At 62.9% G+C, this 13,442-nt stretch carries 16 protein-coding genes; 10 read left to right on the top strand and 6 right to left on the bottom strand.

Features of this window, described 5'->3' with window-relative positions; all coding sequences use genetic code 11:
• Positions 1 to 15: 15 nt before the first annotated feature.
• The 3 genes from FEV16_RS09350 to FEV16_RS09340 all read right to left on the bottom strand — a co-directional run bounded on the left by FEV16_RS09350 (position 16) and on the right by FEV16_RS09340 (position 3,885).
• A complete protein-coding gene (locus FEV16_RS09350) occupies positions 16 to 1,080 on the bottom strand; it encodes a cytochrome-c peroxidase (protein ID WP_138167354.1) in 1,065 nt (354 codons plus the stop codon).
• Positions 1,081 to 1,183: 103 nt separating this feature from the next.
• Positions 1,184 to 1,828 (bottom strand): helix-turn-helix transcriptional regulator, encoded by a 645-nt coding sequence (locus tag FEV16_RS09345; RefSeq protein ID WP_138167353.1) that lies wholly within the window; start codon positions 1,826 to 1,828, stop codon positions 1,184 to 1,186.
• A 203-nt stretch (positions 1,829 to 2,031) separates the two neighbouring features.
• A complete protein-coding gene (locus FEV16_RS09340) occupies positions 2,032 to 3,885 on the bottom strand; it encodes a cation:proton antiporter (protein ID WP_138167352.1) in 1,854 nt (617 codons plus the stop codon).
• Positions 3,886 to 4,119: 234 nt separating this feature from the next.
• Here FEV16_RS09340 and FEV16_RS09335 point away from each other — a divergent pair, with 234 nt between their 5' ends.
• Both FEV16_RS09335 and FEV16_RS09330 read left to right on the top strand, forming a co-directional pair.
• Positions 4,120 to 4,383: a type II toxin-antitoxin system ParD family antitoxin gene (locus FEV16_RS09335; protein ID WP_123174377.1), complete on the top strand. Its 264-nt coding sequence runs from the start codon at positions 4,120 to 4,122 to the stop codon at positions 4,381 to 4,383.
• Positions 4,380 to 4,679 (top strand): type II toxin-antitoxin system RelE/ParE family toxin, encoded by a 300-nt coding sequence (locus tag FEV16_RS09330; protein ID WP_138167351.1) that lies wholly within the window; start codon positions 4,380 to 4,382, stop codon positions 4,677 to 4,679. Before FEV16_RS09335 ends, FEV16_RS09330 begins: the two co-directional genes overlap by 4 nt.
• Before the next feature lie 10 nt (positions 4,680 to 4,689).
• Here the strand turns inward: FEV16_RS09330 and FEV16_RS09325 are convergent, their stop codons facing one another.
• Both FEV16_RS09325 and FEV16_RS09320 read right to left on the bottom strand, forming a co-directional pair.
• A complete protein-coding gene (locus FEV16_RS09325) occupies positions 4,690 to 5,151 on the bottom strand; it encodes a DUF2147 domain-containing protein (RefSeq protein WP_138167350.1) in 462 nt (153 codons plus the stop codon).
• A gap of 110 nt (positions 5,152 to 5,261) precedes the next feature.
• Positions 5,262 to 6,464 (bottom strand): glycosyltransferase family 4 protein, encoded by a 1,203-nt coding sequence (locus tag FEV16_RS09320; protein WP_138167349.1) that lies wholly within the window; start codon positions 6,462 to 6,464, stop codon positions 5,262 to 5,264.
• A 127-nt stretch (positions 6,465 to 6,591) separates the two neighbouring features.
• On the opposite strand from FEV16_RS09320, the gene FEV16_RS09315 reads away from it, so the two are divergent.
• From FEV16_RS09315 to FEV16_RS09280, 8 genes are all read left to right on the top strand, one after another.
• A complete protein-coding gene (locus FEV16_RS09315; protein ID WP_138167348.1) occupies positions 6,592 to 7,419 on the top strand; it encodes an alpha/beta hydrolase in 828 nt (275 codons plus the stop codon).
• Positions 7,420 to 7,530: 111 nt separating this feature from the next.
• Positions 7,531 to 8,712: a homoserine O-acetyltransferase gene (locus FEV16_RS09310; protein WP_138167347.1), complete on the top strand. Its 1,182-nt coding sequence runs from the start codon at positions 7,531 to 7,533 to the stop codon at positions 8,710 to 8,712.
• Positions 8,709 to 9,377 carry a methionine biosynthesis protein MetW gene (gene metW / locus FEV16_RS09305; RefSeq protein ID WP_138167346.1) on the top strand — a complete coding sequence of 223 codons (669 nt, stop codon included), beginning with the start codon at positions 8,709 to 8,711 and terminating at the stop codon, positions 9,375 to 9,377. Before FEV16_RS09310 ends, metW begins: the two co-directional genes overlap by 4 nt.
• 183 nt (positions 9,378 to 9,560) lie before the next feature.
• Positions 9,561 to 10,373 (top strand): Crp/Fnr family transcriptional regulator, encoded by an 813-nt coding sequence (locus FEV16_RS09300; RefSeq protein ID WP_246657250.1) that lies wholly within the window; start codon positions 9,561 to 9,563, stop codon positions 10,371 to 10,373.
• Positions 10,374 to 10,505: 132 nt separating this feature from the next.
• Positions 10,506 to 11,315: a M15 family metallopeptidase gene (locus tag FEV16_RS09295; RefSeq protein WP_246657249.1), complete on the top strand. Its 810-nt coding sequence runs from the start codon at positions 10,506 to 10,508 to the stop codon at positions 11,313 to 11,315.
• 49 nt (positions 11,316 to 11,364) lie between these two features.
• On the top strand, positions 11,365 to 11,655 hold the full coding sequence (locus FEV16_RS09290; protein WP_138167345.1) for a YARHG domain-containing protein: 291 nt from the start codon (positions 11,365 to 11,367) through the stop codon (positions 11,653 to 11,655).
• Between the two features lie 216 nt (positions 11,656 to 11,871).
• Positions 11,872 to 12,348, top strand: coding sequence for a hypothetical protein (locus tag FEV16_RS09285; RefSeq protein ID WP_138167344.1), 477 nt, complete (start codon positions 11,872 to 11,874; stop codon positions 12,346 to 12,348).
• A gap of 65 nt (positions 12,349 to 12,413) precedes the next feature.
• Positions 12,414 to 12,776, top strand: a complete 363-nt coding sequence (locus FEV16_RS09280) for a DUF1636 domain-containing protein (protein ID WP_138167343.1) — start codon at positions 12,414 to 12,416, stop codon at positions 12,774 to 12,776.
• 3 nt (positions 12,777 to 12,779) lie between these two features.
• Here FEV16_RS09280 and ppa read toward each other — a convergent pair whose 3' ends face one another.
• The gene (ppa, locus tag FEV16_RS09275) at positions 12,780 to 13,313 is read right to left on the bottom strand and encodes an inorganic diphosphatase (RefSeq protein WP_138167342.1); all 534 of its coding nucleotides are present in this window, start codon (positions 13,311 to 13,313) and stop codon (positions 12,780 to 12,782) included.
• Positions 13,314 to 13,442: the final 129 nt, after the last annotated feature.

The following is a 13,442-nucleotide window of genomic DNA, read 5'->3' as shown; positions in this document are numbered from 1 at the left end:
TCAACGCGCGTTCGCTTAAGGAGCGGTGCGCGGCGGCAGAATCGGCAGGACCACTTGCGGCTGGCGCCCGGTCAGCGAATCCAGGAAGGCGACGATCTTTTCGGTCTCGTCCGCGCTGAGTTCGGCGCCGAGTTGGCTTTCGCCCATCACCGCCACGGCCTTCTTCAGATCGAAGGTCGCGCCGGTGTGGAAATAGGGCGCCGTCAGTTCGACGTTGCGAAGCGAGGGAACCTTGAAGGCGTATTTGTCGGCGATCGCCTTGGTGACCGCGAACCGGCCCAAATCGTCCGGCGGCAGATAGTCGGGCGCTGGCTGTTTGACGACGCCGAAACGCGCATACATGCCGCCGCCGACATTGACGCCGTTGTGGCAGGTCGCGCAGCCCTTATCGATGAAGAGTTTCAGCCCCTCCTTCTGCGATTCCGACAGCGCCTTCTCGTCCCCTTTGAGCCAGCGATCGAAAGGCGCGTCGGGCGTGATCAGCGTCGCCTCGAAGAGCGCGATGGCGCGGCCGATATTGTCATAAGCGACGGGATCGCTCTGCTCGGGAAAGGCCTGCTTAAAGGCTGCGACGTAATCGGGGATTCTCTTAAATTGCTCCACGGCGCGTTGCTTTGCAGCGGCGTGTTCCGTCGGATTGATCGGCATGGGGCCGCCGCGCGTTTTCAACATCGCCTTTGGATTGGCCATCACCGAATTGACCACCTGGTCGGCAAGATCGGCGGCGCGGCCATCCCAATATTGGGATTTGTTGAAAATGGCGTTCATCACCGTGAGCACCTCACGGCCGGCGAGCTGCGCGTTGTGGCCGCCCGAGAGCTTGCCGCCGTCGACGCCGCCCATGCTCAGATTGTGACAGTCCGCGCAGCTGACATCATGCGTTTCGGAAAGACGCGGCTCGAAGTAGAGCATTTTGCCGAGCGCGAGTTTTTCCGGCGTCGCCGTCTCGCCAGGAATCGCCGGCGGCGCTGTAGGAATCGGCTGGAACAGCTCTTTCGCCTTATCCCTGAGGCTGGCGTCGGCGAACGCCGGGCCGCCAATAAGCAACGCGACAAGAGAAGCGATCAAAGAAAGACGCATGGCGGCATTCACCTGGATGGAAGCGGGCGTAAGAGGTTGGGCGTTATAGCACGGCTGCATCCACGCGAGGGTAAATGGATCGGAAGCGACTAAGCGTCACACGTTACTGGCTCGCCCAGAGGATGCGGGCCATCCAACTGATCTCGTCGCGAGGAATCGTGCGGTCGGGATAGGCTGGATTGACTGAACGCAGCTCGATGGTTCGCGCCGTCTCACGCTTCAGCTCCTTGGCCATGATCTCGCCCGAGGTGGTTTTCACGACCACGCGGTCGCCGCGACGCACCGGCGCTGAGGGCGAAACGATCACCACATCGCCATCGCGATAGAGCGGCGCCATGGAGTCGCCGGATATCTCCAGCGCGTAGGAATGTTCGTCGGCTTCGGCCAGCACGTCGATCTCGTCCCAGCCGGCGCCGGTGGCGAAGCCCGCATCGTCGAAAAAGCCGCCGACGCCGGCCTGCGCCAGGCCGATCAGCGGCCGCGTATGACGCAGCCGGCCCGCGGCGCTGTTCGCCGTCACCAGCGACATGAATTCATCGAGTCCGGCGCCCGTCGCCTGCAGCACCTTGGCGATCGATTCGGTCGAGGGCCAGCGCTGGCGCCCGCTCGACGTTTCGCGCTTCGAGCGATTGAAGGTCGTCGGATCGAGGCCGGCCTTTCGCGCCAGGCCCGACGGCGTCATGCCATAACGCTCGCCAAGCGCGTCGATCGCCGCCCAGATCTGGGCGTGGGTGAGAATGTCGGACATGGGCTGGCCGCGACTCGGAAGAATTTCCTATTGGATAGGAATATATCTATTAACCACGCCGCACAATGGAAATCGGCGCGTGGGCTTGGCGGGAGGGGGCCGCGCGCGATAAGCGGCTGTGATTACGCTGCTTCCTCAGACAGCGGCGGCTTATGCCGCGCACATCCGTCTGGCTATCTTAGGAGCACTTTGCTCCCGCATTGCTACGCCTCCTCCTCGCTTTCTTCCGCGGCGCGGCCGGATATGCGTTGGCGCGCATGTTCGCGTCTGATCTTTCGGTTGCGCTCCGCCTGCCGCACACGCGCCGCCTCATTTGAAGGCTGCAGCAGCTTGCGAAACTCGTCCCGCTTCTCGTGGATCGAGGCGATCACATAGCCCATCGGCACGCCGATATCGACGAGCACGGTTTCGGCGAGCTGCAGGCTCGCCTCGATCGTTTCGGGAATCGCGTCGGTTGCGCCGAGCTTATAGAGCTCGGTGGCGTGACGGGCGTCGCGGGCCCGCGCGACGATTGTGAGATCGCCGCGAATGTCATGCGCGAGACGGACGATCTCTTCGGTCGCGGCGACGTTTTCGACCGTGACGACGAGCGCGCGCGCCTGCGCCAAGCCGCAACGCATCAGGAATTCGCGGCGCGTCGCGTTGCCCCAATAGATTTCGACGCCTTCTTCGCGCGCGTCAGTCACGATCGACACGACGCTTTCAACCGCGATGAACGGAATGTCGTGGCGCTTCAGCATTTCGCCGACGAGCCCGCCAATCCTTCCGAAGCCGACGATGACGACGCGGCCCTCTGCGACCTCCGCCGGCGCGAGATCGGCGTAACGCTCTTCTTCCTCCGCCTCGGTCGCGGGCGGCGCGAGCGCCGCGCCGAGGCGGCCGAGCAAGGGAATGACGAAGATGGTGATCGTCACGATGATCATGGCGTCGGCGCCATTGTGGCCCGGCAGCACGCCGACCGCCATCGCCGAGGTCAGCAGCGCGAAGGCGAATTCGCCGCCCGGCGCAAGCAGCAGCGCCGCCTCCGTCGCGGGCCGCCATCCGATATCGAAGAGACGCGCCAGTCCGTAAATGATCACGCCCTTAACGGCGATCAGTCCTGCAGCGTAAACGAAGATGGGCAATGGATCGGCGGCGACGGCGCCAATGTCGAGACCGGCGCCGACCGAAACGAAGAAGAGCCCGAGCAGCAGCCCTTTGAACGGCTCGATCGTCACCTCGACCTCGCGGCGAAATTCCGTTTCCGCGAGCAGCAGTCCCGCGATGAAGGCGCCGAGGCCCATGGAGAATCCGGCGGCGGCCGAAAGCGCCGCCTCGCCGATGACGACGAGAAGGCAGGCGGCCATGAAGAGTTCGGTGAGTTGCACCGCGGCGACGAGCCGAAACAGCGGACGCAGCAGCAGCCTTCCGATGAAGATCAGCGCGCCCATGGCGAGAAAGGCGCGTGCAAACGCCCATGCCGCCTGTTCGGCGGTGAAGCCGCCGTTCTTGGCCTCGGCGAGCGCTGAAACGAGAAACAGCGCCGGCGCCACGGCGAGGTCCTGAAGCAGCAGCACCGAGAAGGCGACGCGCCCGGAGGTCTTGTTCAAACGCCGCGCCTCGGCGAGCACCGGCAGGACCACAGCCGTCGATGACATGGCGAGCGCGAGGCCCATGAGCAACGACGGCCCCAGTTGGACGCGAAAATAATAATAGCCCACAGCCGCGAGCACGCTTGCGCAGACGACAACCTGCGCGAGCCCTAGTCCGAAGACGAGCCGTCGCATGCGCGCAAGACGCTCCCAGGACAATTCGAGGCCGATCATGAACAACAGGAACACGAGCCCGAATTCGGCGAGATTGGAGACGCCCTCGACATTTGTGATGCTGAAATTGGCCGCCCATTCATGGTCGCGGGCGAATCGGCCGAGACCAAACGGGCCTAGCGCCGCGCCGGCGACGAGAAAGCCCAGCACGGGCGAAACTTTGATTCGATGAAAAAGCGGGACGATGACGCCCGCGGTGGCGAGAAAGACCAGCGCCTCGCGATATGATTCAAGATGAAAGGAACTCGTCATGCCGCCTCGTCGCCGCGCCTGTTACTGCGGAGGATAAATGGGTCAGGCGGCGATTGGCGACGAAGACAGCAAGAGTCGCGCCGCCGGACGCGCTTAGGGGCAGCCCGACTGGCGCGACGATGGCGCTGCGCGCGAAATCAGTCCGATTGACGGTCGAACTCTAGCCGATTCGACGGCTGTGTCGCTTGATAATAGTTATTGGCCTATGACATCTTCCTCAGAGGAGGGTCTGTCATGGCCATCAGCGCAGACTTGGGAAGCCAGCTTGAGGCCTTTGTCGCCAAGCTGGTGGCGTCGGGTCGCTACAACTCAAAGAGCGAAGTGTTGCGCGAGGGGGTTCGGCTCATTCAGGAGCGCGAGGCCCGTCTTGCGGCCCTGGACGCCTCGATCGCGAGGGGCATTGCCGACGCTGACGCCGGACGCGCCAAGCCCGCGAAGGCGGTCTTCGATCGCCTTGAGGCTAAATTCAAGGCCAAGGCGCAAGCCAGGCGCCGATGATTGTTGTCATTGCCCACGAGGCCGAAGCCGATCTTGAATCGATCGGAGATCATATTGCGCAAGAAAGCCCCGAGAGGGCTGTGACGTTCGTGCGAGAGCTCCGGGAGGCGTGCGAGGGACTGGGCGACATGTCAAAACGATTTCCGCTCGTCGCGCGCTATGAGCACGCTGGCATCCGCCGCCGCGTCCATGGCAACTATCTCATTTTCTATCGGGTCGGGATTGCAACGGTTGATGTGATCCATGTGCTGCACGGAGCCATGAACTACGAACCGTTGCTGTTCCCCGAGGGATGATTGCGGCGCCTTATTCGTCGGCGCCCGAATCTTGCGCCTTGTCCGGCGCTCTGGCTCCCGTCGCCGAAGCCGTCGCCCGACGCCAGGTCTCGCCCTTGCAGAGCACGCCCCAAAGACAGCCCTTCAGAGTCAGCTCATTGGCGGACTTGAGCGTGATGACTCCGTCATAAACATTGCCGTCTTTGGCGTTGTAGAGTTTCCCCCGCCATTCCTTCGCGCCGCTCTTCGTCGCGCCGCGCAGGATGACCGTGCCAATCTCGCGCTGTTCCTCGGCGTTCTTGACGGAAACAAGTTTCGCGCAAAGCAGTCCGCCGCAGTCGTAAAAGCTGAACTGCTGGCCCGCCTCTGGCCGCAGCCAGACTCCATAAGGCTCGTTTCCAGCCTGCGCGGCGGGCGCGACGAAGAGCGCAAGAAGCGCTGCGGCCGCGAAACGTCCAAGCCAGGAAGGGTTACATACTCGGCTACTCTTCATTCGATCGCTCCCTTGTTGAGGCGACGATGCTTGAGGCTGGCGCGGCTTATTGGCGATAGTTCGGCTTCTCGCGGGCGCCAAGGCGTCAGCATGAACGGGGCTGAGCCGCGCTAAAGCCCCAACAGACGCTCATAGACTTGCAGCGTCGCGCGCTGCATCTCCTCGACCGAGAAGCGCTCCTGAACATATGCGCGCGCCCGCAGCGCGAGTTCGTCTCGCGCAGAAGCCTTCATGCTCAGCGCCTCGGCGATGGCGTCCGCCAATGCGACGGGATCGCCGGGCGGCGTGCGCCATCCCGTCGCCAGATGGCGCGGCGTCTGGGGCGGCGCCTGAACGATTTCCGGCGCTGCGCCGATGTCGGAGATGATGACCGGCGCGCCCATCGCCTGCGCTTCAACGGCGATCCGGCCGAAAGCCTCCGGCTCCGTCGCCGGCGCGACGATCACGGCCGCGGCAAGATAGGCCGCAGGCATATCTTCGCAGTAGCCGGCGTTGCGAACGACCTCCCGAAGTCCGGCGCGCTCGATCTGCGTTTCGATGGCGCGGCGAAACGACTCGCTATGCGGATCGCCGACGAAAACGACCCTGAGGTCCGAGAAGCCTTCTTTGACCAGTCGCTTGGCCGCCTCGATCAGGACCGAATGGCCCTTTCGCGCCGAAAGCCGCGACGGCAGCAGCACCACCCGGTCATGCGGCGCGACGCCCCATTGCGCGCGTAAACGCTCGACGCGTCGCTGCTCGACGGCGGCGGGGGAGAAGGCGCGCAGATCGGCGCCGCGCGGAATGACCACGACGCGCGACGCGCTTTCCGGATGCAGTTCTCGAATGCGCTGCGCGGCATATTCCGAGATGGCGATCACCGTGTCGCCCGCGGCCATGATGGCGTTGTAGCGCTGCTTGATTGGAGAGACCCCGCCATAGGCGCTGTGATAGGTCGTCACAAGCTTCGCGCCGGCCTGCCGCGCGGCGTAATACGCGACCCAAGCTGGCGCGCGCGAACGGGCGTGCACGATGTCGACGCCTTCGTCGCGAATGATGCGCGCAAGCTGCACCGAATTCAGCGCCATCGCGAAGGGGTTTTTGGTGGCCGCAGGAAACGGCGCCCAAACGCCGCCTTTGGATTGCAGCTCGCTGACCATGCGTCCGCCGCGTGAGGCGACAAGGCAACGCGCGCCGACCCGACTTAAAGCTTCTGCGACGTCCACCGTCGCGCGCTCCGCCCCGCCCGACTGAAGATCCGGCACAATTTGCAAAATCGTTCGTCCGGCCAGTCGCTGGTCGGCGGCGACGATCGGTGCGAGCTGTTGCGACATCGCTAGGCTAATGCGAGCCCCCGATAGATTCGTCCGGCGGCCGCATTCTGTTACGAGATCCTTTACCAACTATGAGCAGACCGCTTATTTTCAATAAGAACGCCCCTTTAGAGCTTAGCTGATACGCTTGTCGGATACTCTCGATTTTCTCGACGTTCCCGGTCCTCAGGGGGAAGTCTGGCGCATCGCGCGGCGATTGCGCGTGGCCACGGCCGAGGCTGAAAAAGCGCCCGGACTCGTCTGGCTTGGCGGCTTCGGCTCCGATATGGACGGAACCAAGGCGAGCTTTCTCGACGAATGGGCAAAAGCGCGCGGACGCGCCTTTTTGCGCTTCGACTATTCAGGCCATGGCCGCTCGGACGGGCGCTTCGAAGACGGCTGTATCGGCGACTGGCTGGAGCAAAGTCTCGCTGTTTTCGAGCGCTCGACGAACGGGCCGCAAATCGTCATCGGCAGTTCGATGGGCGCCTGGATTGCGCTGCTTCTCACGCGGCGGCTCGCCGCCAAGGGCGAGAGCGCGCGGCTCGCCGGGCTCATTCTCCTTGCGCCCGCGGTCGACTTCACCGAGGCGCTGATGTGGGAATCCTTCAAAAAGAAAACGCGCAGCGAGATCATGAAAACAGGCGTCTTGCGCCGGCAGGATCAGCCGCCGGTCACATGGCGGCTGATTGAAGAGGGGCGCAATCATTTGCTGCTCGGCGGCCTCATTCGCGCGCATGCGCGCGTGCACATTCTGCAGGGCATGCGCGACGCGGACGTGCCCTGGCGGCATGCGCTGACGATCGTCGAACATCTAAACGCCGACCCCGTCACGCTGACCTTCATCGCCGACGGCGATCATCGGCTTTCGCGCCCAGAAGACCTCGCGCAGCTCGCGGCCGCGGTCGAGATGATGAGCGCGCCGCCTCCGGGCGAACCGCCGCCTACTCTTTTTGATTTCGGCGGACCCGGATAATCTTAGGTCCTGGCGCACCGAGGGCTAAGCCGCGCGGCGCTTGACACCTCAGCCCACCCCACCGATGTTGCCGAACGAATTGTTCGGCATATCGAACGCTAGGAAGATCGCTTGTCCATAGTATCAGAAGCGCGGCCGGCCTGCGGCGAGGGCCTCGCGCCGAAAACCGTCGTTTTCGAGTCCGACCGGCCGCTCTTGACTGACGGCGGCGGCCGCATCGCGCCGCTCGCCATCGCCTATGAGACCTATGGCGCGCTCAACGCCGCGCGGACGAACGCCATCCTGCTCTGTCATGCGCTGACCGGCGACCAATATGCCGCTGGCGTTCATCCCGTCACCGGCAAACCCGGCTGGTGGGAGGCCATGGTTGGGCCGGGCAAGCCTTTCGACACCGACCGTTATTTCCTCATCTGTTCGAATGTCGTCGGCGGCTGCATGGGCACGACAGGCCCGTCGTCGATCAATCCGGCGACCGGCAAGGCCTATGGGCTTGATTTCCCCGTCGTCACCATCCGCGACATGGTGCGCGCGCAGGCGATGCTCATCGATCACTTCGGAATCGAAACGCTGTTTTGTGTCGCCGGCGGCTCGATGGGCGGCATGCAGGTGCTGCAATGGGCGGCAAGCTATCCCGAGCGTGTCTTCTCCGCCATGCCGATCGCGACCGCCGCCAAACATACCGCGCAGAACATCGCCTTTCACGAAGTCGGCCGACAGGCGGTGATGGCCGATCCCGATTGGCGCTCGGGTCGCTACCAGGAACAGGGCGTGCGGCCCGAAAAGGGCCTCGCGGTCGCGCGCATGTCCGCGCATATCACCTATCTCTCGGAAGCGGCGCTGCAGCGCAAATTCGGCCGCAAGCTGCAGGACCGCAGCGCGCCGACTTTTTCCTTCGACGCGGATTTTCAGGTCGAGAATTATCTGCGCTACCAGGGCCTCGCCTTCGTCGAGCGCTTCGACGCCAATTCCTATCTCTTCGTCACCCGCGCCTGCGATTATTTCGATCTCGCCGCCGACTATGGCGGTTCGCTGGCTATGGCCTTCAAAGACACGAAGACGCGCTTCTGCGTCGTCTCCTTCACTTCCGACTGGCTCTATCCGACGTCGGATTCGCGCGCCATCGTTCATGCGCTCAACGCCGGCGGCGCGTCTGTGTCTTTCGTCGAAATCGAATCCGACAAGGGCCACGACGCTTTCCTGCTGCACGAACCGATGTTCATTGCAACGACGCGCGGCTTTCTCGACTCGGCCGCAGCGGCGCGCGGCCTCGCGCCCAACGGAAATTCAAAATGAACTTTACGCCTGCGCGCGAGGCGCCTGAACAGTCAGCGCAGCCGCTCGATCAGCCGCGTCTCGATCTCGCGGTCATCGCCGACATGGTCGCGCCCGGGGCCCGCGTCCTCGATGTCGGCTGCGGCGACGGCGCCTTGCTGCAGCTCCTCGCGCAGAAGAAAGGCGTGGACGGCCGCGGCGTCGAACTCTCGCAGCGCGGCGTCAATGAATGCGTCGCCAAGGGGCTTTCCGTCATCCAGGGAGACGCCGACACCGACCTCGCCGATTACCCGGACGACGGTTTCGATTATGTGATTCTCTCTCAGACGCTGCAGGCGACGCGGCGCCCGCGCGCGGCGCTCGCCAATATGTTGCGCATCGGCCGGCGCGCCATCGTCTCATTTCCGAATTTCGGCTATTGGCGCGTGCGTGCGCAACTCGCCTTTACCGGCCGCATGCCGGTGACCGGCCATCTTGTCTACCACTGGCACGATACGCCGAACATTCATCTTTGCACCATTCGCGATTTCGTCGAACTCGTCGACCAACTCGGCGCGCGCATCGAGCGCGGCGTTGCGTTAGATCGCTCCGGCGCGCCGATCCGCTTCAACGCGCCCTGGTGGGTCTGGAATCTCTTCGGCGAACAGGCCGTATTTCTGCTGGAGCGCGGCGGCGGACAACGCTGACCCATGCGACGGTTTGTCCCGCATCCCTTGCCTTTCGCCGCGTGACAGATCGCGATAGCCTTTCCAGTTGGCGGTATTAAGCGAACCATGCGCGGGAGGAAGCGGCGGCGCCTCCGCTTCATGTGTCACGTCATTCGTTTAATGACGCGCACGGTCTGCTGCGCTTCAAAAGGATGCGCGCGCTTGACGATCGAGACCGGCCATGCTGCGCATAGCTGTGGCGCTGTCCAGCGAAAGGGACGGGCCAGTCGGCGCGCGCCTCAGCCGGCGGGTCCGGCAGAGCTGCGTAAGATCCTGTTGTTCTCGAATGTTGACGAGTCGACCTTGTCGCGCCTTTCGGCCGACGCCAAGATCGAGTCGTTCCACGACGGCGATCAGCTTTTTCGTCAAGGCTCTCCCGTCACAGACCTCCCATTCGTTGTGAGCGGCTATGTAAAGCTGCTGCGCATCGCGCCTTCGGGACGCCAAACGCTCATCGCCATTCGCTCGGGCGGCGAAATGATCGGCGAGGCGCCTACAGGACCTGATGAAATCCACACAGTCTCCGCCGAAGCGGTAGGCGCGACAAAAGTGCTCAAGCTCCCGGCGACGCGCTTCATCCGGCTGCTTAAGGAGTCGCCCTCGCTTTGCGCCGCAGTGATGCGGGAGTCCAAAGACAGCATTGGGCGGCTCATGGGCGAGGTCGAATCTCTCAAGAGCCAGAACGCCGATCAGCGCCTCGCTCGCTTCATACTTTTGCTTTGCCCGCCGGGCGAGGATCGGTGCCGCTTCCGTTTGCCTTACGACAAACGCCTGATCGCCGCGCGTCTTGGCGTGAAGCAGGAAACGCTGTCGCGCGCCTTCGCTAAACTGCGGGCCCATGGCGTGCGCACGGAGACACGCAACGTCCATGTCGAAAGCGTCTCGCATCTTGCGGACCAATGCGACCGGCTCGGTCAACGCGCCCGTTCAGCCTTTGGGCGTCGCAACGCCGAGAAGCGGCACGACGCCGCTTAGCGGGCACCGCGAAAAAGTTGACCCCGGCTTTTCTTGCGTGAGGCGCGCTCTAAACCGTAAGGGAACCCTCGCCATCGGACGCGAAGAAGGCGTCGGAAAGTGTGGCGTTCGGCGAAATATTGGCGGCGCGCAATGGCTTCTCACGGCATCGAGAATGAAAGGATAGTGCGGCTGCAAAAGATCGGCTTGCTCCTCGCGGGGTTCGAGTTGCTTTTCTCTGCCATCGCCGCTCGTGGTCAGGCGATTTCGCCCGACGCGCTCATCCGCGCCTATCCCGACCAAATCGCCGGTCGCGACGACACCGGGATCATATTCCGCGACGGAACGAGACAAATTCTCTCTGACGGCAAGACCGATAAGAGCTTCGACGAGAAACTGAAAAACGCCTCTCTCATCGATCAGTTGAGCCTTCCCTATCCCAAGGGCGCGCTGACGAAGCCTCCTGGACCGCAGGACGATCCGGGGCGCTTCCGCAACATCGCCTTCTTCGACAAAGTGTATGGGGATTGCGACAAGGGCGAAACGCAGAAGCGGTTGACCGATATTCCCTGGTTCACTGGCAAGGTGCGGGTCACCACGGTCAATGGCGTCGCCGAAAGGTTGCGCGCGGTAGCCATGGAAATCGATCGTCTGCCGCAGGATATTAAGCGTCACGCTTATCCAAGCGCCGGCGCTTTCAATTGCCGCGTTGTGAAGGACACTGGCAAACGCAGCATGCACGCCTACGGCGCGGCGATTGATCTTAACACCGCCTTCTCTGATTATTGGCTCTGGCGTAAAGCCGGTTACCGCAACCGGATTCCGTACGAGATCGTGGAGATTTTCGAACGCCATGGGTTCATCTGGGGCGGCAAATGGGGGCATTTCGACACGATGCATTTCGAATACCGGCCCGAATTTTTCGACCCAGGCAGCGACGAGAAAGAACAACACAGCGATTGAAAAGAATGGCGCGGATCGTACCTAACGCTAATTACGGGAGGGAATTCCGATGAAAACGCAGAAGATTTTCTCGGCGCTTAGCCTTATCGGCGCGATAGGCGCGGGATTGACCGTCGCTACGCCGACCCCGGCGGCGGCGCAGGATCCGGCTTACATGTCTTGCGAGGATCTCTGGTACGCACGCAACCGGATTTACGCGCGTAACGGCTATTGCTTCAATACCGACCGCGCGCGGGCCGTGTTCGGAGCCGGCTGTTTTCCGCCTTACGGGCGGCTGAGCGGTTGGGAGAAAAGCCGCGTCAATCAGCTTCAAATGTGGGAGCGCCGTAAGGGGTGCTGACCCGCCGCGCGGACCATAATTTCGCGGTTCAACAAGTGCTGCCCGATGCAATCGAGCGGTTTTAGGCGGTCCGCCCTCGCCTCTTATTTTCGGACGCGCATTCACTGTCGCACAAAGGGCGGATATGTTCATCGCCGTCGACTAAACGCGCCTGCGCCGCAAATTCGGCGAAAGGCGCATGGTCAATTGCGCAGATGCATTTATCGGGGATTCGCCATGATCGCTTACAAAACAGTTGGCTTGCTCTTCTTATCAGCTCTCGCGCCCGCCGCCGCTCAGGCGGGAGCGAGCAACGGCTCAAACGCGTTGGCGCTTTCGGCGATCGTCGGCGAATTGGCGCCTCAGACGAGCGCCCCCAACAAAAAACTTCTCGCCGCCTTCTTGAGCGGCAATGCGGAAGCGCCGCACGCCAAGGGTTTGCGCGTCGCGGTCAAGGCTGACGCGATCGACTGCCGCGCCGGCAATGTCGACATCACCTCGCGCGCCTGTGAGCTGACGTTCGGCGCAAAGAAGATTGAATTGCACGGACGCAAGGCGCATGAGCTCTACGCGACCTTGATCGAGAATGGCGTCGTGCTGGAAGGCGCGGCCGGCACAACCCATGCGTCGATCACGGCGCTCGACTGCATCGTCGACGCCGACGAGGTCGCCGAAAAGGCCGGCGGCGGCGCGCGCTGCGCATATAATCCCTAAAGGCCGCCGGTCTTGTCTTTAGCGCGACTTTGGTCGAGAAGGCGCGTTCAGGGACAGGAGCGAAGATGGCTGCGAGAAGCGTCACGGTTTTTGTTTGCGTCTCATGCCGCGACGACGGCGACGCCGACGCGCGTCCGGGCGCGCTGCTGTTGGATGCGCTGCGCGCCCGCCTTGACGAGCGCAACATCGATATGGCCGTTGAACCTGTCGAATGTCTGGCAGTCTGCAAGCGTCCGGCGACGGTCGCTTTCGCCGGCGCCGGCAAATGGACCTATGTGATCGGCGATCTCGACCGCGGCGCTCATATCGATGAGTTGATCGACTCTGCGCAAAGCTTCGCTGCGACCGACAATGGCATTGTCGCGTGGAAGGACAGGCCTGAATGTTTCAAGAAGGGCGTGGTGTCGCGCACCCCGCCGCTGCCATAAGCGCTACTTCGCCGTGCGCGCCCGTTCGATGGCCTCGGCGATGAGCGCACGCGCGTCGGCGGCGTCGCCCCAGCCCGCGACCTTGGCCCATTTGCCGGGCTCGAGATCCTTGTAGTGGATGAAGAAATGTTCAATCCGGCGCCAGGTCATCTCCTGGAGGTCGGTGTAATTTTTCACGTCGACATAGCGCTGCGTGAGCCGCGTGGACGGCACCGCAATGATCTTTTCGTCGCCGCCAGCCTCATCCGTCATGCGCAGCACGCCGATGGGCCGGACCGAAATGACGGCGCCAGGCGCGACGGGTCGCGTATTGGCGACGAGCACGTCACAGGGATCGCCATCGTCTGAAAGCGTATGCGGAATGAAGCCGTAATTGCCGGGATAGCGCATCGCCGTATAGAGGAATCGATCGACGAAGAGCGTGCCTGAAGCTTTGTCGAGCTCATATTTGATCGGCTCGCCGCCGAGCGGCACTTCAACGACGACATTGACTTCATGAGGCGGATTGGCGCCGATCGGTATGGCGTCGAGACGCATTCAAGGCTCCGATGAGTTGTGTCGTCCGGCGACGACGGATCGCCGGCCTATCCGTTCGATTGTTGTTAAGACGGAAGCGCTGTGTACGGGAAGCGCGTCGGGGTTCTTACCGCAAAATCAGCTCGCGCG

Origin of the sequence: Methylocystis sp. B8, assembly GCF_005771425.1 — a bacterium.
Lineage (GTDB): Bacteria > Pseudomonadota > Alphaproteobacteria > Rhizobiales > Beijerinckiaceae > Methylocystis.
The sequence above is the reverse complement of the archived record's forward strand: the minus strand, read 5'-3'. Positions and strand labels throughout refer to the sequence as shown.

Excerpts from the sequence above, each read along its gene's own strand:
- FEV16_RS09320 (WP_138167349.1), bottom strand. The coding sequence starts at position 6,464 with ATGTCGCAACAGCTCGCACCGATCGTCGCCGCCGACCAGCGACTGGCC.
- FEV16_RS09290 (WP_138167345.1), top strand. The coding sequence starts at position 11,365 with ATGAAAACGCAGAAGATTTTCTCGGCGCTTAGCCTTATCGGCGCGATA.
- FEV16_RS09325 (WP_138167350.1), bottom strand. The coding sequence starts at position 5,151 with ATGAAGAGTAGCCGAGTATGTAACCCTTCCTGGCTTGGACGTTTCGCG.
- FEV16_RS09280 (WP_138167343.1), top strand. The coding sequence starts at position 12,414 with ATGGCTGCGAGAAGCGTCACGGTTTTTGTTTGCGTCTCATGCCGCGAC.
- FEV16_RS09340 (WP_138167352.1), bottom strand. The coding sequence starts at position 3,885 with ATGACGAGTTCCTTTCATCTTGAATCATATCGCGAGGCGCTGGTCTTT.
- FEV16_RS09335 (WP_123174377.1), top strand. The coding sequence starts at position 4,120 with ATGGCCATCAGCGCAGACTTGGGAAGCCAGCTTGAGGCCTTTGTCGCC.
- FEV16_RS09295 (WP_246657249.1), top strand. The coding sequence starts at position 10,506 with ATGGCTTCTCACGGCATCGAGAATGAAAGGATAGTGCGGCTGCAAAAG.
- FEV16_RS09350 (WP_138167354.1), bottom strand. The coding sequence starts at position 1,080 with ATGCGTCTTTCTTTGATCGCTTCTCTTGTCGCGTTGCTTATTGGCGGC.
- FEV16_RS09285 (WP_138167344.1), top strand. The coding sequence starts at position 11,872 with ATGATCGCTTACAAAACAGTTGGCTTGCTCTTCTTATCAGCTCTCGCG.
- ppa (WP_138167342.1), bottom strand. The coding sequence starts at position 13,313 with ATGCGTCTCGACGCCATACCGATCGGCGCCAATCCGCCTCATGAAGTC.
- FEV16_RS09330 (WP_138167351.1), top strand. The coding sequence starts at position 4,380 with ATGATTGTTGTCATTGCCCACGAGGCCGAAGCCGATCTTGAATCGATC.
- metW (WP_138167346.1), top strand. The coding sequence starts at position 8,709 with ATGAACTTTACGCCTGCGCGCGAGGCGCCTGAACAGTCAGCGCAGCCG.
- FEV16_RS09345 (WP_138167353.1), bottom strand. The coding sequence starts at position 1,828 with ATGTCCGACATTCTCACCCACGCCCAGATCTGGGCGGCGATCGACGCG.